21 protein-coding genes and 1 tRNA gene are annotated in these 17,815 nt (G+C 64.1%); 13 read left to right on the forward strand and 9 right to left on the reverse strand.

Annotated features, from left to right (window positions below; all coding sequences use genetic code 11):
• Positions 1-70: 70 nt before the first annotated feature.
• Positions 71-160 (reverse strand) — tRNA-Ser (locus JNC62_RS18990).
• Between the two features lie 235 nt (positions 161-395).
• Between JNC62_RS18990 and JNC62_RS18995 the strand changes: the two genes are divergently transcribed.
• The 3 genes from JNC62_RS18995 (at position 396) to JNC62_RS19005 (ending at position 2,609) form a co-directional block, all read left to right on the forward strand.
• Complete coding sequence (locus tag JNC62_RS18995; protein ID WP_374840808.1) at positions 396-716, forward strand: hypothetical protein; 321 nt, start codon at positions 396-398, stop codon at positions 714-716.
• Positions 717-748: 32 nt separating this feature from the next.
• Positions 749-1,399: a peptide-methionine (S)-S-oxide reductase MsrA gene (msrA, locus tag JNC62_RS19000; RefSeq protein ID WP_374840810.1), complete on the forward strand. Its 651-nt coding sequence runs from the start codon at positions 749-751 to the stop codon at positions 1,397-1,399.
• Positions 1,400-1,616: 217 nt separating this feature from the next.
• Positions 1,617-2,609 carry a BMP family lipoprotein gene (locus JNC62_RS19005; RefSeq protein WP_374840812.1) on the forward strand — a complete coding sequence of 331 codons (993 nt, stop codon included), beginning with the start codon at positions 1,617-1,619 and terminating at the stop codon, positions 2,607-2,609.
• A gap of 69 nt (positions 2,610-2,678) precedes the next feature.
• Here the strand turns inward: JNC62_RS19005 and JNC62_RS19010 are convergent, their stop codons facing one another.
• The gene (locus JNC62_RS19010) at positions 2,679-2,909 is read right to left on the reverse strand and encodes a SlyX family protein (protein ID WP_374840814.1); all 231 of its coding nucleotides are present in this window, start codon (positions 2,907-2,909) and stop codon (positions 2,679-2,681) included.
• A 170-nt stretch (positions 2,910-3,079) separates the two neighbouring features.
• On the opposite strand from JNC62_RS19010, the gene JNC62_RS19015 reads away from it, so the two are divergent.
• From JNC62_RS19015 to deoA, 7 genes are read left to right on the forward strand one after another with little or no spacing between them, the layout of a single operon-like run.
• Positions 3,080-4,615 carry an ABC transporter ATP-binding protein gene (locus tag JNC62_RS19015; protein ID WP_374840816.1) on the forward strand — a complete coding sequence of 512 codons (1,536 nt, stop codon included), beginning with the start codon at positions 3,080-3,082 and terminating at the stop codon, positions 4,613-4,615.
• Positions 4,612-5,745: an ABC transporter permease gene (locus JNC62_RS19020; RefSeq protein ID WP_374840818.1), complete on the forward strand. Its 1,134-nt coding sequence runs from the start codon at positions 4,612-4,614 to the stop codon at positions 5,743-5,745. The genes JNC62_RS19015 and JNC62_RS19020 overlap by 4 nt, the downstream gene beginning before the upstream one ends.
• A 5-nt stretch (positions 5,746-5,750) precedes the next feature.
• On the forward strand, positions 5,751-6,722 hold the full coding sequence (locus JNC62_RS19025) for an ABC transporter permease (RefSeq protein WP_374840820.1): 972 nt from the start codon (positions 5,751-5,753) through the stop codon (positions 6,720-6,722).
• Between the two features lie 2 nt (positions 6,723-6,724).
• Complete coding sequence (locus JNC62_RS19030) at positions 6,725-7,117, forward strand: cytidine deaminase (protein WP_374840821.1); 393 nt, start codon at positions 6,725-6,727, stop codon at positions 7,115-7,117.
• Positions 7,114-7,911: a purine-nucleoside phosphorylase gene (locus JNC62_RS19035; protein WP_374840823.1), complete on the forward strand. Its 798-nt coding sequence runs from the start codon at positions 7,114-7,116 to the stop codon at positions 7,909-7,911. The genes JNC62_RS19030 and JNC62_RS19035 overlap by 4 nt, the downstream gene beginning before the upstream one ends.
• A 4-nt stretch (positions 7,912-7,915) precedes the next feature.
• The gene (gene deoC / locus JNC62_RS19040; protein WP_374840824.1) at positions 7,916-8,689 is read left to right on the forward strand and encodes a deoxyribose-phosphate aldolase; all 774 of its coding nucleotides are present in this window, start codon (positions 7,916-7,918) and stop codon (positions 8,687-8,689) included.
• Between the two features lies 1 nt (position 8,690).
• On the forward strand, positions 8,691-10,004 hold the full coding sequence (gene deoA / locus JNC62_RS19045; protein ID WP_374840826.1) for a thymidine phosphorylase: 1,314 nt from the start codon (positions 8,691-8,693) through the stop codon (positions 10,002-10,004).
• On the opposite strand, the gene JNC62_RS19050 is transcribed toward deoA, so the two are convergent.
• From JNC62_RS19050 to JNC62_RS19080, 7 genes are all read right to left on the reverse strand, one after another.
• Entirely contained in the window at positions 9,994-10,518 is a 525-nt protein-coding gene (locus JNC62_RS19050; RefSeq protein ID WP_374840828.1) for a TIGR02281 family clan AA aspartic protease, read from the reverse strand. The genes deoA and JNC62_RS19050 overlap by 11 nt on opposite strands.
• A gap of 124 nt (positions 10,519-10,642) precedes the next feature.
• The gene (gene upp / locus JNC62_RS19055) at positions 10,643-11,272 is read right to left on the reverse strand and encodes a uracil phosphoribosyltransferase (RefSeq protein ID WP_374840829.1); all 630 of its coding nucleotides are present in this window, start codon (positions 11,270-11,272) and stop codon (positions 10,643-10,645) included.
• A gap of 122 nt (positions 11,273-11,394) precedes the next feature.
• Positions 11,395-12,363, reverse strand: a complete 969-nt coding sequence (locus JNC62_RS19060) for an adenosine deaminase (RefSeq protein ID WP_374840831.1) — start codon at positions 12,361-12,363, stop codon at positions 11,395-11,397.
• Positions 12,360-13,589 carry a phosphopentomutase gene (locus JNC62_RS19065; protein ID WP_374840833.1) on the reverse strand — a complete coding sequence of 410 codons (1,230 nt, stop codon included), beginning with the start codon at positions 13,587-13,589 and terminating at the stop codon, positions 12,360-12,362. The genes JNC62_RS19060 and JNC62_RS19065 overlap by 4 nt, the downstream gene beginning before the upstream one ends.
• A gap of 100 nt (positions 13,590-13,689) precedes the next feature.
• Positions 13,690-14,325 carry a TadE/TadG family type IV pilus assembly protein gene (locus JNC62_RS19070; protein WP_374840835.1) on the reverse strand — a complete coding sequence of 212 codons (636 nt, stop codon included), beginning with the start codon at positions 14,323-14,325 and terminating at the stop codon, positions 13,690-13,692.
• A 2-nt stretch (positions 14,326-14,327) separates the two neighbouring features.
• Complete coding sequence (locus tag JNC62_RS19075) at positions 14,328-14,825, reverse strand: TadE/TadG family type IV pilus assembly protein (RefSeq protein ID WP_374840836.1); 498 nt, start codon at positions 14,823-14,825, stop codon at positions 14,328-14,330.
• Between the two features lie 303 nt (positions 14,826-15,128).
• Positions 15,129-15,521, reverse strand: a complete 393-nt coding sequence (locus JNC62_RS19080) for a pilus assembly protein N-terminal domain-containing protein (RefSeq protein ID WP_374841022.1) — start codon at positions 15,519-15,521, stop codon at positions 15,129-15,131.
• 359 nt (positions 15,522-15,880) lie between these two features.
• Between JNC62_RS19080 and JNC62_RS19085 the strand changes: the two genes are divergently transcribed.
• The 3 genes from JNC62_RS19085 to cpaB all read left to right on the forward strand — a co-directional run bounded on the left by JNC62_RS19085 (position 15,881) and on the right by cpaB (position 17,801).
• Positions 15,881-16,057, forward strand: a complete 177-nt coding sequence (locus JNC62_RS19085; protein WP_374840838.1) for a Flp family type IVb pilin — start codon at positions 15,881-15,883, stop codon at positions 16,055-16,057.
• Positions 16,058-16,236: 179 nt separating this feature from the next.
• A complete protein-coding gene (locus JNC62_RS19090; protein ID WP_374840840.1) occupies positions 16,237-16,749 on the forward strand; it encodes an A24 family peptidase in 513 nt (170 codons plus the stop codon).
• 245 nt (positions 16,750-16,994) lie between these two features.
• Positions 16,995-17,801 carry a Flp pilus assembly protein CpaB gene (gene cpaB, locus JNC62_RS19095; protein WP_374840841.1) on the forward strand — a complete coding sequence of 269 codons (807 nt, stop codon included), beginning with the start codon at positions 16,995-16,997 and terminating at the stop codon, positions 17,799-17,801.
• Positions 17,802-17,815 lie beyond the last annotated feature (14 nt).

The raw sequence follows: 17,815 nt of genomic DNA on the forward strand, positions 1-17,815 counted from the left end.
GTATAACCCTCGAAAGCAACGAGAAAATCCAGCCGCAGCCGGATCGGGAGAACGCTTTCGCGAGGGCAAGTGGCGGACAGAGAGGGATTCGAACCCTCGATACGCTTTCACGTATACACGCGTTCCAGGCGTGCGCCTTCAACCACTCGGCCACCTGTCCGTCCGCAAACGACCGGCGGTCAACCCGGTGCGGGCCGCTTCGCTGCTTTCCAGTTCGGCGGGACGGCGCGATATATACCGATGCTGGCGGCAGGATCAACCGCTTTCTCTCAGAATTTTGCCAGCGGCCGGTTCGCCCTTCGCGCGGTGCGGATTGCAAGCCATGATCGATGACCCTATCTATGGGCGAAAGGGGCGCTTCGCGCCATTTCCGCTCCTTCGGAGTTCGGCAATCGATGGTCCGCTTTGTCTTCCGACTGCTCAGCCTCATTACCCTGGCGATGGCGATCATGGCCGCGACGTTGGACGCCATCCAGTCGGTCGCGGCGTCCGAGCCGGTGCTCACGCCGCTCGCGGTCGCCTGGACCGCCGCCAGCCCGCAATCGATCGCGTTTGTTGCCGACACGATCATGAACCGGCTGAGTCCCGCGCTCTGGGATCCCGTGACCCTGTGGGTGCTTTCACAGCCGGCCGCCGTCGTCCTGCTGGCACTGTCGCTGCTGTTCTGGATGGCGGGCTACAAACGTCAGCCTTTCGCCGGACGATTCACCGCCTGACCGGGTTCAGGCTGACTTAAGGAGGATCTCGCGTGTTTCTCATCGACATGTTCAACAAAAAGACCACGATGCCGACGCCGGACAGCGCGCTGCCCGGCCGGCCGGACCCGATCCCGACGGCCCAAACCCATTTCGTCAACGGCCGCCCGCTCAAGGAGCCGTACCCGGACAACACCCGCTCCATCCTGCTCGGGCTCGGCTGCTTCTGGGGTGCCGAGCGGCTCTATTGGCAGATTCCCGGCGTCTGGGTGACGGCGGTCGGCTATGCCGGCGGCTACACGCCCAACCCGACCTATCAAGAAACGACGACGGGCCTGACCGGCCATACGGAGGTCGTTCGCGTAGTTTTTGACCCGCAGGTCGTCTCGCTGGAAGAACTGCTGAGGGTGTTCTTCGAGCAGCACGACCCGACGCAGGGCATGCGGCAGGGCAACGACATCGGCACCACCTATCGCTCGGCGATCTACACCAGCGACGACGATCAGCTGGAGACGGCCCTGAAGTTGCGCAACCAATACCAGTCGGCGCTGGATGCAGCCGGGCATGGCGGCAAGATCACCACCGAGATCGCCCCCGCCGGTCCATTCTATTTCGCCGAACCCTATCATCAGCAGTATCTCGCCAAGAACCCCGACGGCTACTGCGGCCTGCGCGGCACCGGCGTCGCCTGCGCCACCGGCTGACGGACCCGAAGCCCCTGCCCGACAACAGCCGCCGAGCGGCCGTTCCGGGCCCGCAACGTTTTTTTACCAATTGAAAAATTTCTGGTGAATTTTTCCTGCAACCATGCAAGGATCGCGGCCGTCTGACCCTAGGGAACGGGGTCGGCGACTCCGCAGACCCGGCATTAGCGGGACGTGCGGGAGGGACCCGACATAATCAGAGCAACAGGGCTGCACGATGAAAAAAACCTTACTGACTTTTCTTGCCACCGCGGCGATGTCGGCGACGGCGCTTGCGGCCGATATCAAGCCGGCGATCATCTACGATCTGGGCGGCAAATTCGATAAATCCTTCAACGAAGCAGCCTATAACGGCGCCGAGAAGTTCAAGGCCGAGACCGGCATCGACTATCGTGACTTCGAGATCGCCAACGACGCCCAGCGCGAACAGGCGCTGCGCCGGTTCGCCGGTGACGGCAACAACCCGATCGTGATGGCCGGCTTCTCCTGGGCAGCGACGCTCGAAAAGATCGCGGCCGAGTATCCGGACACGAAATTCGCCATTATCGACATGGTCGTCGACAAGCCGAACGTCCGCTCGGTCGTCTTCAAGGAAGAGGAAGGCTCCTGGCTCGCCGGCATCATGGCCGGCATGTCGTCCAAGTCCAAGACCGTGTCCTTCGTCGGCGGCATGGACATCCCGCTGATCCACAAGTTCGCCTGCGGCTACATTGGCGGCGCGAAGTCGACCGGCGCGGACGTGAAGGTGCTCGAGGCCTATACCGGCACGACGCCGGACGCCTGGAACGATCCGGTCAAGGGCGGTGAAATCGCCAAGTCGCAGTTCGACCAGGGCTCCGACGTCGTCTACCATGCCGCCGGCGGCACGGGCGTCGGCGTCCTGCAGGCGGCCGCGGATGCCGGCAAGCTCGGCATCGGCGTCGACTCCAACCAGAACATGCTGCATCCGGGCAAGGTGCTGACCTCGATGCTCAAGCGCGTCGACGTCGCCGTCTACGACGCCTTCAAGTCGGCGCATGAAGACAAGTTCACCCCCGGCATCAACGTGCTGGGGCTGAAGGAAGACGGCGTCGGCGTCGCGATCGACGAAAACAACGCCCCGCTGATCACGGAGGACATGAAGGCTGCGGTCGAAAAGGCCAAGGCCGACATCATCGCCGGCACGGTGACCGTCCACGACTACATGTCGGACGAATCCTGCCCCTACTGATAGCGGCTGAACGAAAAGCCCGCCGGATCGCGACGGTCCGGCGGGCTTTTGCGTATCTGTCTGGTGGCGTCAGTAGTGTGGCGGGCGCGTGATCGGCGGGGCTTCGAGCGCGCTTTCCTCGAGAACGAGAAAACGCTCCGTCAACCGGTCCAGCTTGGTCCGCAGCTGCTCGACGATCTTCCACTGTTCGGCCAGCTGGTCGGACAACACCTCGATCGTCCGGTCCTGATGGGCGGCGCGCTCCTCAAGGGCTGCGATGCGGGCTGGACTGTCGTCGTGAAGGGGCACCGGATTGGTCATTGTTCGATCGGCCCTGGCTGTGGCCGCCTTCCGTTTCGTTGCGCTGGATCTATCGGATGACGGGGTGGCCCGCAATGATGCTGGACAAGCGGAACGGAAGCAACAAGACTGGGCCAGAAGAACCGCACAACGCGGACGGACGGCCTCCACGTGAAAAATAACGGATCGTCATGGGTGAATTGGCTATCGAACTGAAGGGCATAGACAAGAGTTTCGGGCTCGTCCATGCCAACAAGGACATCAACCTGAAGGTCCGCAAGGGCACCATCCACGGCATTGTCGGCGAGAATGGCGCGGGCAAGTCCACACTGATGTCCATCCTCTACGGTTTCTACCAGGCCGACCGCGGCGAGATCCTGGTCGATGGTCGTGCCATCGACATCCGCGATCCAAGCACGGCGATCGCAGCAGGCATCGGCATGGTCCACCAGCACTTCATGCTGGTGGAGAACTTCACCGTGCTCGAGAACATCATGCTCGGCGCCGAGGAAAGCCCGATCCTGAACGCCGGCATCACCAAGGCGCGCGCCGAGCTGAAGCGGCTCGAAAGGGAATATGCGCTGGAGGTCGATCCGGATGCGGTGATCGAGGAACTGCCGGTCGGGCTGCAACAGCGCGTCGAGATCCTGAAAGCCCTCTACCGCAAGGCGGACATCCTGATCCTCGACGAGCCGACCGGCGTGCTGACGCCCGCCGAGGCCGACCACCTGTTTCGGATCCTTGGGCAGCTCAAGGCACAGGGAAAGACGGTCATCCTGATCACCCACAAGCTGCGCGAGATCATGGCGATCACCGACGAGGTCTCGGTCATGCGCCGCGGCGAACTGGTGGCGACGCGGGCAACCGGCGAGACCTCGGTGGAGGAACTGGCCGAATTGATGGTGGGCCGGCGCGTGTTGCTGCGCGTCGAGAAGGGCGAAGGCCGCCCCGGCGACGTGAAGCTCTCGGTGAAAAACCTCACCGTCCGTGACAGCCGTGGCGTGACGATGGTCGACAACGTCTCCTTCGATCTGCGCGCGGGCGAGATCGTGGGGATCGCCGGGGTTGCCGGCAACGGCCAGTCGGAGCTTCTGGAGGCGATTTCAGGCATCCGCCGCGCCGTGTCCGGCAGCGTGCTGCTGAACGGCGAAGCGATCGACGCCACCGGCCACCCCGATCCGGCGGCGCTGCGCGCTCGCGGGCTCGCCCATGTGCCGGAAGACCGTCACCATGTCGGCCTGGTGCTGAAATTCGAGGAGAGCGAGAACGCGATCCTCGGCTATCATGACGATCCGAAGTACCGAAAGGGTTTCTTGCTCGACATCGACGCGATCCGCGCCGATGCCGACGAAAAGATCCAGAAGTACGACATCCGCCCGCCGAACGCGCGGCTGAAGACTGCCAATTTTTCCGGCGGCAACCAGCAGAAGATCGTGCTGGCGCGCGAAATGGAACGAGACCCGGACGTTCTCATCATCGGCCAGCCGACGCGCGGCGTCGATGTCGGCGCGATCGAATTCATCCACAAGCGCATCATCGAGATGCGCGACCAGGGCAAGGCTGTGCTGCTGGTGTCGGTCGAACTTGATGAGATCCGCGCCTTGTCGGATCGCATCCTCGTCATGTTCGCCGGTCGTGTCGTCGGCGAACGCACCCCCGACGCCTCCGAAGGCGAGCTCGGCCTGCTGATGGCCGGCGTGGAAGGCCGCAAGGAGGCCGCAGAATGAGTGTACCGCACGCAAAGCTGCCGGCTTGGGCCGAGTACGGCCTGATCCCGCTCGTCAATCTGCTCGTCGCCTTTGCCGTCGCCGGCCTCGTCGTGCTGCTCGTCGGCGAAAGCCCGCTCGAAGCGGCCTACCACATGATCAACGGCGCCTTCGGGCGCGGCGAGTACATCGGCTTCACGCTCTACTACGCCACCACCTTCATCTTCACCGGGCTTGCCGTCGCCGTCGCCTTCCATGCCGGCCTGTTCAACATCGGCGGCGAAGGCCAGGCCTACGTCGCCGGCATCGGCGTAGCGCTCGCCTGCCTCTGGCTCGACCGGATCATGCCCTGGTACGTGGTTTTCCCGGTGGCGATCCTCGGCGCCGCCCTCTTCGGTGCCGCTTGGGCCTTCATTCCCGGCTGGCTCCAGGCCAAGCGCGGCAGCCACATCGTCATCACCACGATCATGTTCAACTTCATTGCCGCGAGCCTGATGAACTACATGCTTAACCGCGTGATGAAGCCGCTGGGCTCAATGTCGCTGGAGACGCGCACCTTCGAGGCCGGCGGGCAGTTGCCGAGACTCGATTGGCTGATGAAGATATTCGGGCTCAGCGTCGGCACCTCGCCCTTCAACGTCACCTTCCTTTTGGCGCTCGCCGCCGCCTTCGGCGTCTGGGTGCTGATCTGGCGGACGCGGCTCGGCTACGAGATGCGCACCATGGGGCACAGCCCCGCGGCCGCCCGCTATGCCGGCATCAAGGAGGCCCGCATCATCGTCATCACCATGATGATCTCCGGCGCGCTCGCCGGGATGATGGCGCTGAACCCGATCATGGGCGAGACCTACCGGATGCAGCTTGACTTCGTGCAAGGCGCCGGCTTCGTCGGCATCGCGGTGGCGCTGATGGGGCGCTCGCATCCCGCCGGAATCATTCCGGCGGCGATCCTGTTCGGCGTGCTCTACCAGGGCGGCGCGGAGATCTCCTTCGAGATGCCGTCCATCTCCCGCGACATGATCGTCATCATCCAGGGTCTCGTGATCCTGTTCGCCGGCGCGCTGGAGCACATGTTCCGTCCCGCCCTCACGCGCGCTGTCCTCGCTGTCTCCGGGCGGGGACACACGGAAGCGGCCGTCAAGGGAGCCTGATGCCAATGGATCTTCTTCAGCTCTTCCTCGAACTGGCCCAATCGACGGTGCGCCTTTCGACGCCGCTGATCCTGGCGGCACTGGCCGGCCTCTTCACCGAGCGCGCCGGCGTCTTCGACATCGGCCTCGAGGGCAAGATGCTCGGCGGCGCCTTTGCCGCCGGCTGCGTCGCCTTTGTCGCCCAGTCGGCCATGGCCGGGCTGTTGGCGGCCGTCGTCGTCTCCGTCCTGCTGTCGCTGGTGCACGGCTATGCCTCGATCACCCAGCGCGGCAACCAGATCGTCTCGGGCGTCGCCATCAACTTCATCGTCGCCGGCTCGACCGTCATTCTCGGCGAGGCGTGGTTCCGGCAGGGCGGCCGCACGCCGGCGCTCGCCGAAGGAGCAAGGTTCCAGGCGATCGAGCTGCCGTTCGCCGAGGCGCTGCACGGCGTGCCGCTGATCGGCCCGATCTATGCCGATCTGATTTCAGGCCACCAGGCGCTGACCTATTTCGCCTTCCTGATGGTGCCGCTGACCTGGTGGATCCTGTACCGCACCCGCTTCGGCCTGCGGCTGCGTGCCGTCGGCGAGAACCCGGGCGCTGTCGATACAGCCGGTATCTCGGTCATCTGGATGCGCTACCGCGCCGTGATCTGCTGCGGCATCCTGTGCGGGGTCGCCGGCGCCTATCTCTCGCTCGCCGCCAATGCCGGCTGGACGAAGGGAATGACGGCCGGCAAGGGCTACATTGCGCTGGCCGCGCTCATCTTCGCCAAGTGGCGGCCGGTCAACGTCATGTTCGCTTGCCTGCTGTTCGGCTTCCTCGACGCCTTCGCGATCCGCTACCAGGGAACGCCGCTGCCGCTCGTCGGCAAGATGCCCGTACAATTGATGCAGGCGCTGCCCTATATCCTCACCGTCGTCCTGCTTGCGGGCTTCATCGGCAAGGCCATCCCGCCCAAGGCCGGCGGGGTACCCTATGTGAAGGAGCGCTGAGAATGTCGCATGACCTGTTCGAAGCGGCCCGCGATGCCATGGCGTTCGCGCACGCGCCCTACTCGAAGTTCCCGGTGGGGGCCGCGATCCGCGCCGAAGACGGCAAGGTCTACACCGGCGCCAACATCGAAAACATCTCTTATCCGCAAGGGTGGTGCGCCGAACCGACCGCAATCAGCGCGATGATCATGGGCGGGGCAAAGCGGATCGTCGAGATCGCGGTGATCGCCGAGAAGCTGCCGCTCTGCCCGCCCTGCGGCGGCTGCCGGCAGAAGATCGCCGAGTTCGCGTCGCCCGCGACACGCATTTATCTATGCGACGAGGCCGGCGTGAAGACGACGATGACGATTGACGAACTCCTGCCCCATGGCTTCAAGACGGATGTACTCGGATGAAAGCGACCGTCGACCACCTCGTACCAAGGCTCGGAGGTCTTGCACCGCGTTACGGCATCGTCCTCGGTTCCGGCCTCGGCTCCCTCGTGGAGACGGTGGAGGGCGCCGTTCGCATCCCCTACTCCGAGCTGCCGAGCTTCCCGGTCAGCACCGTGTCCGGCCATGCCGGCGAAATGGTGATCGGCCAGCTTCGGGGTGTGCCCGTCGTCATGCTTTCCGGCCGCGTGCACTACTACGAAAAGGGCGACGCAAATGCGATGCGGGGACCGCTCGAGGTCTTGAGGGGTCTCGGCGTCGACACGCTCATCCTGACGAACTCCGCCGGCTCGCTGCGCGAGGACATGCCGCCCGGATCGGTGATGCGCATTGCCGACCACATCAATTTTTCCGGCGCCAACCCGCTGATCGGCGTGGACAGCGACGACCGCTTCGTCGGCATGACCACTGCCTATGACGCCGGGCTCGCGGCCCGGATGGAGAACGCTGCAAAGAAAACCGGGACGCGGCTGCACCAGGGCGTCTACATGTGGTTTTCGGGACCGAGCTTCGAGACGCCGGCCGAAGTCCGCATGGCGCGCATCCTCGGGGCGGACGCGGTGGGCATGTCGACCGTGCCGGAGGTGCTGATCGCACGCTTCCTCGGATTGAAGGTCGCAGCGGCCTCCGTCATCACCAACTTCGCGGCCGGCATGACCGGCGCGGAACTCAGCCACCACGAGACCAAGGACATGGCGCCGGTCGGCGGAGCGCGGCTGGCCGCCATCCTTGCCGAGATGATCGGGGATGGAGACTAGGACGATGATCGAAACATCCTCTCGCCTCGTGGCCGCAAAGGCGCTGTCATTGCTGGACCTGACCGACCTGACCGACAATTGCGACGCCGCGGCGATCGAGCGTCTGTGCCAGCAGGCGCAAACGCCCTTCGGTCATGCGGCAGCGATCTGCATCTGGCCGCGCTTCGTCCGGCAGGCGCGCGGGCTGCTCGGGCAGAACAGCGCGATCAGGATCGCCACCGTCGTCAATTTCCCCTCGGGCGAATTGCCGGTGGAAGAAGTCGTCGCCGAAACGAAGACGGCGATCGACGACGGCGCCGACGAGATCGATCTCGTCATCCCCTACAGGAAGCTGATTGCCGGCGACGAGCGGGCGGTCCGCGAAATGGTCTCCGCTGTGCGGGCCGCTTGCACCCCGCCGGTCCTGCTCAAGGTCATCCTGGAGACGGGCGAGCTGAAGGATCGCGACCTGATCCGCAGCGCCTCGCATCTGGCGATTTCCACGGGGGCCGACTTCATCAAGACCTCGACCGGCAAGGTCAAGGTCAATGCCACGCTCGAGGCCGCCGACATCATGCTGAACGCCATCCGCGAAAGCGGGCGCAACGTCGGCTTCAAGCCGGCCGGTGGCGTGCGGACCGTCGCCGACGCCGCCCTCTATCTCAACCTGGCGGCGACGATCCACGGGCCGGATTGGGCGATTCCCTCCACCTTCCGCTTCGGCGCGTCGGGCCTCCTGGGCGACATCCTCGCCACCCTTGAAGGCCGGCCGGCCGGCAGCCCGAACGCTGCCTACTGAGATGCTCCCGCAGGAGATCATACGCCGCAAGCGCGACGGCGAGGAATTGACGGACGAAGAGATCGCCGCTTTCATCGCCGCGTTGACAGACGGCAGCGCGAGCGAGGGTCAGGTGGCCGCCTTCGCCATGGCGGTGTGGTTTCGCGGCATGGACGCCCGCGAGACCGTGGCGCTGACCCAGGCAATGCGCGATTCGGGCGACGTCCTCGACTGGCGGGATATGGACCGCCCCGTCGCCGACAAGCATTCCACCGGCGGCGTCGGCGACAATGTCTCGCTGATGCTGGCGCCGATTGCGGCCGCCTGCGGACTGGCCGTGCCGATGATCTCCGGTCGCGGCCTCGGTCATACCGGCGGCACGCTCGACAAACTGGAATCGATCCCCGGCTACACGATCAATCCTTCCGCCAGCCTGTTTCGTCGGACGGTGCGGGAGGCTGGCTGCGCCATCGTCGGCCAGAGCGCCGATCTGGTGCCCGCGGACCGGCGCCTCTATGCCATTCGCGACGTTACGGCCACCATCGATTCCGTGCCGTTGATCACGGCCTCGATCCTGTCGAAAAAGCTTGCCGCGGGGCTCCAGTCGCTGGTGCTGGACGTCAAGCTCGGCAACGGCGCGTTCATGACGGACCGGCCGGCCGCCGAGAGGCTCGGGCGGGCCCTGGTCGAGGTGGCCAATGGCGCGGGCCTGCGCACCACCGCCCTGATCACCGACATGAACCAGCCGCTGGCCGATGCCGTCGGCAACGTGGTCGAAGTCGAGAACTGCCTTGCCTTTCTCAAGGGGGAAAAGGCCGGAACGCGGCTCGAAGCCGTCGTGCTCGCGCTTGCGGCCGAGATGCTGGTGACGGCCGGAGTTGAGCCGGATGCAGCCGCGGCGCATGCGAGGGCGCGGCGCGCGCTTGCGGACGGCAGCGCCGCCGAAGCCTTTTCCCGCATGGTCAACCTTCTCGGCGGACCGCCCGACCTGCTCGACGGCGCAAGCCTAATCCTCGCCAGGGCGCCGATCATCCTGCCGGTGACGCTTGACGAACCAGGCTACCTGACTGCATGCGACACCCACGCTGTCGGAATGGCCGTGATCGAACTCGGCGGTGGCCGCACGAAACCGGAGCAGGACATCGATCATCGCGTGGGTTTCGACCGGCTGCGGCCGCTCGGGACATGGATCGACAGGGGCGAAGAGATCGGACGCGTGCACGCCCGGACGCTGGAGGAGGCAGCAGCCGGCGCCGCGCGCCTGCGCAGCCTCTATACGGTTGGCGAGGCGGCGCCGGGACCGGAGGATCCGATCGTCAGCCGGCTCAGCGGATGAGCCGCATCTGCGCGCCATCGACCTGGTAGGACGACAGCCCCTTCAGGAAGGTCATGCCGACGAGCATGCCAGACAGCGCCTTGTCCTCCAGCACCATCGCTCCGACGTTCTGTACGCTGATGGAACCGATCGCAACGCTGTCCAGCCGGACATAGGCTGCCCGCGCCTTGCCGTTTGCCGTTTCGACAGCGTAGCGGAAGTCGATGTCCTTGCGGGGAATGCCGAGGCGCTCGGCAGTCGAGAGATTGATCGCCACCATGCTGGCACCGGTGTCGATCATGCCCTTTTCCTTGCGGCCGTTGATCGTGAACAGACCGGAGAAATGGCCGGAGGCGTCCGCTTCCAGCGTCACGCCGCGATTGCCGGTGTAGCGCGCGGTCGACACGGGTTGGGCCTTTGGTACATCCGCCGCCTTTGTTTCCGACTGGGCCGGAAGATAGGTGCCGGCAAGGCCAGGCACATAGACGGCGGCAACGGCAACGGCGGCAACCACGAACAGACTGCGGGCGAACATGGGCATCTCCTTTGGGAAACACCCCAACTAGAACATGCCCGGGTTGATGGAACGGAAAAACCGCTCCCCCTGTCCCGATTTGCCACAACGAACCGGGCCCATGATTAACCGCGGGTTAACGCCGCTATTTCGTGCCGTACATCCGGTCTCCGGCGTCGCCGAGGCCGGGCATGATGTAGCCCTTGTCGTTCAGGTGACTGTCGATCGAAGCGGTATAGACCTTCACGTCCGGATGTGCCGCCCGGAAGTTCCGGATGCCCTCCGGGGCCGCCAACAGGCAGAGGAAGCGGATGTTCGTGGCGCCGCGTTCCTTCAATTTCTCGATCGCCGCGATCGCCGAGTTGCCGGTTGCCAGCATCGGATCGACGACGATGACCAGGCGCTCGCCCAGAAGATCCGGCGCCTTGAAGAAATACTCCACCGCCTCGAGCGTTTCGTGGTCGCGATAAACGCCGATATGCGAGACGCGGGCCGAGGGCACGAGTTCGAGCATCCCCTCGAGCAGGCCGTTGCCAGCGCGAAGGATCGAGGCGAACACCAGCTTCTTTCCTTCCAGGACCGGCGCGTCGATGACCTGAAGCGGCGTTTCGATGCGTTCGGTGGTCAGCTCCAGATCGCGCGTCACCTCGTAGCAGAGCAGCGTCGAAATCTCGCGAAGAAGCCGGCGGAAGCTGCCGGTCGAAGTGTCCTTCTTGCGCATGATGGTCAGCTTGTGCTGCACGAGCGGGTGATCGATGACTGTGACGCCGTCCATGACAAACCTTCCCCTAGTTCTGTATTGATCGCCCCTTTTTCCACGATAACGCCCTTGCCCGCAAGGGACAGGAGCAGTCTCAATGAGCTCATCCCCGATCGAGAGAAGCGTCGCTGGCGGCGTCAGAGGCGCGAAAGCAGCGCAACCCGCGTCGCCTCGTCGACGAAAGCCGCTTCGATGGCGGTCCGGGTCATTGCAGCGAGCTCGGCACCGGTGAATCCCATGACCTCGCTGGCAACGGCGTATTCGCGCTGGAGCGAGGTGTGGAAGAACGGCGGGTCGTCGGAATTGAGCGTGACCCGGACGCCGGCCTCATGAAGCCGGCGAAGCGGATGGGCGGCAAGATCGGGAAACACGCCGAGCGCGACGTTCGATCCCGGGCAGACCTCAAGCACGACACCTTCGTCCGCCAACCGGGCCACGAGCGCCGGATCCTCGATGGCGCGCACGCCATGGCCGATGCGGCTGGGACGGACATGGTCGAGCGCATCACGCACGCTGGAGGCACCGCACAGCTCGCCGGCGTGGATGGTGATCCCGAGACCGGCATCGCGCGCGATGTCGAACGCGCGGGCGTAATCGGCAACCCGTCCGATGCGCTCCTCGCCGGCCATGTTGAAACCGGTGACGAGCCGATTGCGGCAGGTCGCGGCATAGCGCGCCGCCCATTCGACCCGCTCCGGACCCTTGTGCCTCAGGCCGACGACGACCATGCGACATTCGATCCCCGTCCGGGCGTTCGCAGCCTCGATTCCGCGGCTGATACCGGCGATGTAAGCGTCGGCGCCCAGCCCGACCGCCTCGCCATGGTCGGGCGAAACGAAGAGCTCGCTGTAGACAGCGCCAGCCGCAGCGAGTTCGTCGAGATAGGTCTCGGTCAGCAACGTGTAGTCGGACTCGGTGCGAAACAGGCCCGCGACGGCATCGTAAGCGGCCAGAAAGCTCGTGAAATCGCGCCAGACGTAGGCGCCGTCACGCAGAAAATCACGGGTCTCGACCCCGTATTTCCTCGCCTGCGCCAGCGCCAGCAGCGGCGGCGCAGCCCCTTCAAGATGACAGTGCAGCTCTGCCTTCTTCAGCGACACGGTCACAGAAAGCTCTTTCCATAGGGACCGGGTGCAAGGCCCAGATGCTTTGCTATGGTTGCCCCGATGTCGGCGAAGGTCGTCCTGGTCTCCATCAGCCGCGACCGGATGCCCGGACCGAAGGTCAGGATCGGAACCCGCTCGCGCGTGTGATCGGTGCCCCGCCAGGTCGGATCGCAGCCATGATCGGCGGTGATGACGACGAGGTCGCCGGGGTGCAACTTGCGATCGACCTCCGGCAGGCGCCGGTCGAAAGCCTCAAGCGCGGCTGCATATCCGGCCACATCGCGGCGATGGCCGTAGAGCATGTCGAAATCGACGAAATTGGTGAAGACGAGGTCGCCGTCCTTCGCCTCGTCCATGGCCCGCATCGTCGCCTCGAACAGCGCCGCATTGCCGTCCGCCTTCGACAATCGGCCGATTCCCTTGTGCGCGAAGATGTCGCCGATCTTGCCGATGGCATGAACGGTGCGTCCCGCCTCGGTCAGGCGATCCAGCAGCGTCGGTTCCGGCGGCGGAACCGAGTAGTCGCGCCGGTTGCCGGTCCGCGTAAAGGTCGCCGGCGTCTCGCCGACGAACGGCCGGGCGATGACCCGGCCGATTCTGCCGCCGGGCCATTCGTCGAGAATGATCCGTACGGTCTGGCAGAACGACAGGAGCCGGTCGAGACCGAAATGGGCTTCGTGCGCGGCGACCTGGAAGACGGAATCGGTCGAGGTATAGCAGATCGGCTTGCCGGTTTGGATGTGCTCCTCGCCGAACCGGGCAATGATGTCCGTTCCGGAGGCGTGGCAGTTGCCGAGAATGCCAGGCACCTTGCCGAGTTCGCAGATCGCGGTGACGAGATCGGGGGAAAAGGCATCGCCTTCGGTGGGAAAGTAGCCCCAGTCGAACATGACCGGCGTCCCGGCGATTTCCCAGTGGCCCGACGGCGTGTCCTTGCCGCGTGAAATCTCGGTCGCGGCCCCGTGGTGTCCGAACACGCGGTCGGGCACGTCCATGCCGGCCGGAAAGCGCCCGGTCGCGGCGCGCGCGGCGTGCAGCAGGCCGAGGGCCGACATGTTCGGAAGCTTCAGCGGCCCCTGGCGCAGACCGGCCCGATCGGCCGCGCCGGCGGCGCAGAACTCGGCGATATGCCCAAGCGTATCGGCGCCATCGTCACCGAAGGCGGCAGCGTCCGGCGCCCCGCCGATGCCGAAGGAATCGAGTACGAATAGAAACGCTCTGGCCATCCGCCACCTGCCGAAATCGCAACAGTGCCCCCGCTGCCGGAAACCGGAGCAGCGAACTGTCGTGGAAATGACACAGAAAACGCCGTCCGCTCAAGAAAAATCAATTCTTCACGCATCCGGGCCATTGCGTGGCGGCATTCGCGGCCATCGTGCAGGAAATCGTGTCGCCCTTGCGAACGCGGCTGAGGCTGGTTCGCCGGAATGTCGGGTCTTGCAGACGCCAGGCGATCTCGCGGAGAAACAGCAGGTATTCGTATTTCATCGACAGTTCTGTCTGGACGTAGAATGATCTGCTCATTCTCATGTCTGCCGCCAGCGGAAACGGATCGCCCTTGGCGGGTGTGCTCCCGGTGGCGGCAGCATTCTGCCAATACCAGGCGACCGTGGCGGTGCCAGCGTCGTCCACCTGAACCCCGGTGACCTTGATACCAAAATCCTCGCTGGTGAACGGAGCGATGATGTTCAAGGCAATGTCGGTCGCCGCGCCCTCCATATCTTTCTCTACCGAGACGGTTTGGCCCTGCGTCAAAACGTCGGAGATCGTTGCCGAGGCTCGACCGACCTTGTTGAGGAACGACATGGCAACGGAGGTTTCGTAGGCGCCGATATAGGCGACGAGCAGCAGGGGGACTAGGATCGCGAACTCGACCGCGCCCACGCCCTCCCGCGCCGCCGCGAGGCGTCGCAACGTCGCCATCAGGTCGGCAAGGAAATGCGTCCGCTCGTCGCCGTGCACCGTCATTTATAGTCCTCGTTCTTGAACACAGCGGTTGCAACCAGTAACTGCTGGTTGACCGATGACGACTGCGGACTGTGAAAGGTTACCAGCCGCAGGTAATCAACGATGACGGGCCAAGTATAATAGGACCGTACGATGTTGATCGTTTCCTTCCCGCCTGGCGAGAACGTGTTGGGAAGAGGGTCCGGAATGGTGTTGGCCTGCCCGTTGAACGACGTGACGCTGCGCACGTCGATGTGCAGCCGCGACGGTATCATCACCTCCTCGGGCGAACAGGACAGCAGCACGACCAGTTCGTCGCAGAACAAGGCGCGAAACTGCTCCTTCGTCGTGTCTGTCGGGCGTCCCGTGTTGAAGGTGACCTCGCCCATCCGGATTTTGCGCGCCATCGCGTCGTTCGCGTTGAGCAGGACCTGCTCGGCAACATAGGCGACACAGGTTTCGATGATCGCAAACACGACACCGAGAAAGATGGGCGCCAGAATCGCGAACTCCAACGCTGTCGCACCCCGGCGATCACCGAGGAAACGCCTGAAGGACCCGGATTTCCTGCTTGTCCGCTTGCCGATTGTCAGCATGGTTGCGACACACCCTACGCCCGCATCGGCAGCCCGTCTCGACGGACCGCCGGATGCTTTGATCCACGCATCGCCGTACCGTCGCCCTCATCGGGTCACGGCAGGACAGCTTCGGCAATTTTAGTCATCGATTGTTTATTTTTCGTAAGCGGAGCCCAGGCTTTTTTAGCGGGCTCTCACTTATGTACAGCTCGGCGGCGCTGAACTGCCCGCGAGGGACCGTCAGGGCGACGGACGCGCGACGCGCTGCGCGTGCTGCTCGCAAATGGGGGTGCAGGAAAGCACCGAGCGCTCCGTCTGGCGGAACACCCGGACCGTGTTGCCTTCATCGATCGAAACGAGGATGCGCTCGTCGACGATCGCGTTGCCGTCGGCATCGAGAAGGACGAGGTTGGTGGTGCCGAAATTGCGGCCCGTCAGGACAATCGTCTTGGCATCGGCCACGGTCGCATCGGCGACATCGGCATTGCCGACGATGACCTTGCTGACCGGACGGTCGAGCTTGAGCACGCGTGCGTGGTCCATATAGACCCGCAGCATGTCGCTCTCCTCGGCACGGGCGGCGCCGATGGCAAGACATGCCTGTGAAAGCAGAATGCCGATGACCAGGCGCATGGCCCTGGAGGTGGCAAGTGTCCTGGCGGTTTCCATCCCGAATACCTTATAGCTGTCGCTTCCGTTAGCATCGCCGCGAATGGTGAACGAAGCCTTAACCTCGCTGCAATTGGCGAGATGCTGCCAAAGACGAAAGGCGCGCATTGCACCGCGATCCCATCGATTGCACCCTGCCCACGTCGATCAAGGAGCCTTGAGGGCTTGTTTACCACGATATCTGACAATCCGTATTAACGCGCCAGTAACCGCTTTCCTTAAGCAGGTGGCAATGCGGCGCCTGTAGGTTGCAGTCATCCGAACAACGGCAAACAGTTGTCGGACGTGCTGAACCCAACACTTGTGGATTTAGGAGAGTTCCCATGACCAAGATTTTCGCTCGCTTCCTGAAGGACGAATCCGGTGCGACCGCCATCGAGTACGGCCTGATCGCCGCTCTGATCTCCGTCGCGCTCATCGCCGGCGCCACCGCTCTCGGTGAGTCGCTGAACGAACAGTTCAATTTCCTCTCGACCACGATGGATGAAACGCAAAACTAAGCGATCGCAAACCGCCCACGGAGCGGTCCGACGCGACAGTCGAATCTTTAACAAAGGACCGTCTCCAAGTAGGCGGTCCTTTGTGTTTTACACCAAGCCAAGCATGATCAGCATTGACGCCTGGCTTCTGAAATCCTTAAGGGTCACGCGCTAGAGTTGGTCGCAAAGGGGAGAACGCCGTGACCGAAGCAGCCATCTTTGTCATCTTTCCGCTGTGTCTTGCGGTTGCGGCCCTGTCCGACTTCTTCACCATGACCATCCCGAACCGCGTCTCCGCGATCCTGCTGGCCGGCTTTGTTCTCGTTGCGCCGCTGGCCGGCCTGTCCCTGGCCGCGATCGGGTTGCACCTGCTTGCCGGCGGGATCGTGTTCGCCGTCTGCTTCGCGCTCTTTGCCATCGGCGTCATGGGCGGCGGCGATGCAAAGCTTCTGACGGCCAGCGCCGTCTGGTTCGGACTGACGCCGTCGCTCGTTGCCTATCTCGTCTATGTCTCGTTCTTCGGCGGCGTTCTCACGCTTGCGATCCTTTCCCTTCGCGGCCACGCCAACACCATCATGGCTTCCGGCCTGCCGTTGCCAAACCATCTCCTGACGCACAAGAAGATCCCCTATGGCATCGCCATCGGCATTGCGGGCTTCTTCGCCTATCCGTCTTCGCCGCTCATGCAGGCCGCCCTGGCCAACTTCCACTGAGAAGGTTGCGACGCCGCGGCACGGTTGCCGCTCGTCCGGTCATTCGGATCGCGCACGTGACGGCATTTTTTTTGACCGCAAGGGTGCCACTCTTCCTGAACTTGCACCAGCAACTGCGCATTTCTTCACGCGGCACCGGCCGGAAACGATCTGTTAACCAAGCTCTTAAGCAACTCATTAACCATAAATACACCAATTGATGGTCAATGTGACGTTACGCATCTCCGCACGTCCAGGGGCCAACCATGAAACCGGCGCGAATCATCATACTGGCAGTGGCCGTCCTTTCGGCGGGCGGCGCGGGCTATCTCGCGCTGCAGCTCGCCCGCGGCAAGTCCGTGGTTCAAAGCGAACCGGTGGTCGAGCGCGAACCGACCGTCAACGTCCTCGTCGCAACCCAGAGCCTTCCGGTCGGCTCGCGGCTGAACGCTGGTTCGCTCGGCTGGAGCGCCTGGCCGCAAACCGGCATCGCCGAAGGCTTCATCACCGACCAGAACCGGCCGGACGCGGTGGAGAAACTCGAGGGCGCGGTCGTGCGCATGCCGATCTTCAAGGGCGAACCGATCCGGCAGGAGAAGGTCGCCGATTCGAGCAGCAAGATCATGTCGTCGCTGCTTCCCGCCGGCAAGCGCGCCGTCTCGACCGAAATCTCCGTCGCAACCGGTGCCGGCGGCTTCATCCTGCCGAACGACCGGGTCGACGTCATCATGGTCCGTCCGGGCGACGCCGACATGAAGATCACCGAGACCATCCTCAGCAATGTGCGGGTGCTGGCGATCGACCAACAGATCGAAGAAAAGGACGACGGCTCGAAGACCGTCGTCGGCACGACGGCGACGCTCGAGCTGACGCCCGACCAGGCCAAGGTGATCACGGTGGCCCAGCAGATGGCCGAGCGGCTGCAGCTGGCGCTGCGAAGCGTCGCTGACGCGCAGGAACAGGACACCGAGGCCGCGGACTATCTCTTGAGCGGTGGTGACGGTGCGCCGATCATCCAGGTCATCAAATCCGGCGAGATCGTCAAATCGAACTCGCCCGGTGCCAACCAATGAAGCAGGAGCGCAAC

It is taken from the genome of Mycoplana ramosa (assembly GCF_041930185.1).
In the GTDB taxonomy this organism is placed as follows: domain Bacteria; phylum Pseudomonadota; class Alphaproteobacteria; order Rhizobiales; family Rhizobiaceae; genus Mycoplana; species Mycoplana ramosa.

Excerpts from the sequence above, each read along its gene's own strand:
- JNC62_RS19020 (WP_374840818.1), top strand. The coding sequence starts at position 4,612 with ATGAGTGTACCGCACGCAAAGCTGCCGGCTTGGGCCGAGTACGGCCTG.
- JNC62_RS19005 (WP_374840812.1), top strand. The coding sequence starts at position 1,617 with ATGAAAAAAACCTTACTGACTTTTCTTGCCACCGCGGCGATGTCGGCG.
- JNC62_RS19050 (WP_374840828.1), bottom strand. The coding sequence starts at position 10,518 with ATGTTCGCCCGCAGTCTGTTCGTGGTTGCCGCCGTTGCCGTTGCCGCC.
- JNC62_RS19065 (WP_374840833.1), bottom strand. The coding sequence starts at position 13,589 with ATGGCCAGAGCGTTTCTATTCGTACTCGATTCCTTCGGCATCGGCGGG.
- JNC62_RS19010 (WP_374840814.1), bottom strand. The coding sequence starts at position 2,909 with ATGACCAATCCGGTGCCCCTTCACGACGACAGTCCAGCCCGCATCGCA.
- upp (WP_374840829.1), bottom strand. The coding sequence starts at position 11,272 with ATGGACGGCGTCACAGTCATCGATCACCCGCTCGTGCAGCACAAGCTG.
- JNC62_RS19015 (WP_374840816.1), top strand. The coding sequence starts at position 3,080 with ATGGGTGAATTGGCTATCGAACTGAAGGGCATAGACAAGAGTTTCGGG.
- deoA (WP_374840826.1), top strand. The coding sequence starts at position 8,691 with ATGCTCCCGCAGGAGATCATACGCCGCAAGCGCGACGGCGAGGAATTG.
- cpaB (WP_374840841.1), top strand. The coding sequence starts at position 16,995 with ATGAAACCGGCGCGAATCATCATACTGGCAGTGGCCGTCCTTTCGGCG.
- JNC62_RS19025 (WP_374840820.1), top strand. The coding sequence starts at position 5,751 with ATGGATCTTCTTCAGCTCTTCCTCGAACTGGCCCAATCGACGGTGCGC.
- JNC62_RS19030 (WP_374840821.1), top strand. The coding sequence starts at position 6,725 with ATGTCGCATGACCTGTTCGAAGCGGCCCGCGATGCCATGGCGTTCGCG.
- deoC (WP_374840824.1), top strand. The coding sequence starts at position 7,916 with ATGATCGAAACATCCTCTCGCCTCGTGGCCGCAAAGGCGCTGTCATTG.
- JNC62_RS19085 (WP_374840838.1), top strand. The coding sequence starts at position 15,881 with ATGACCAAGATTTTCGCTCGCTTCCTGAAGGACGAATCCGGTGCGACC.
- JNC62_RS19035 (WP_374840823.1), top strand. The coding sequence starts at position 7,114 with ATGAAAGCGACCGTCGACCACCTCGTACCAAGGCTCGGAGGTCTTGCA.
- JNC62_RS19080 (WP_374841022.1), bottom strand. The coding sequence starts at position 15,521 with ATGCGCCTGGTCATCGGCATTCTGCTTTCACAGGCATGTCTTGCCATC.
- JNC62_RS18995 (WP_374840808.1), top strand. The coding sequence starts at position 396 with ATGGTCCGCTTTGTCTTCCGACTGCTCAGCCTCATTACCCTGGCGATG.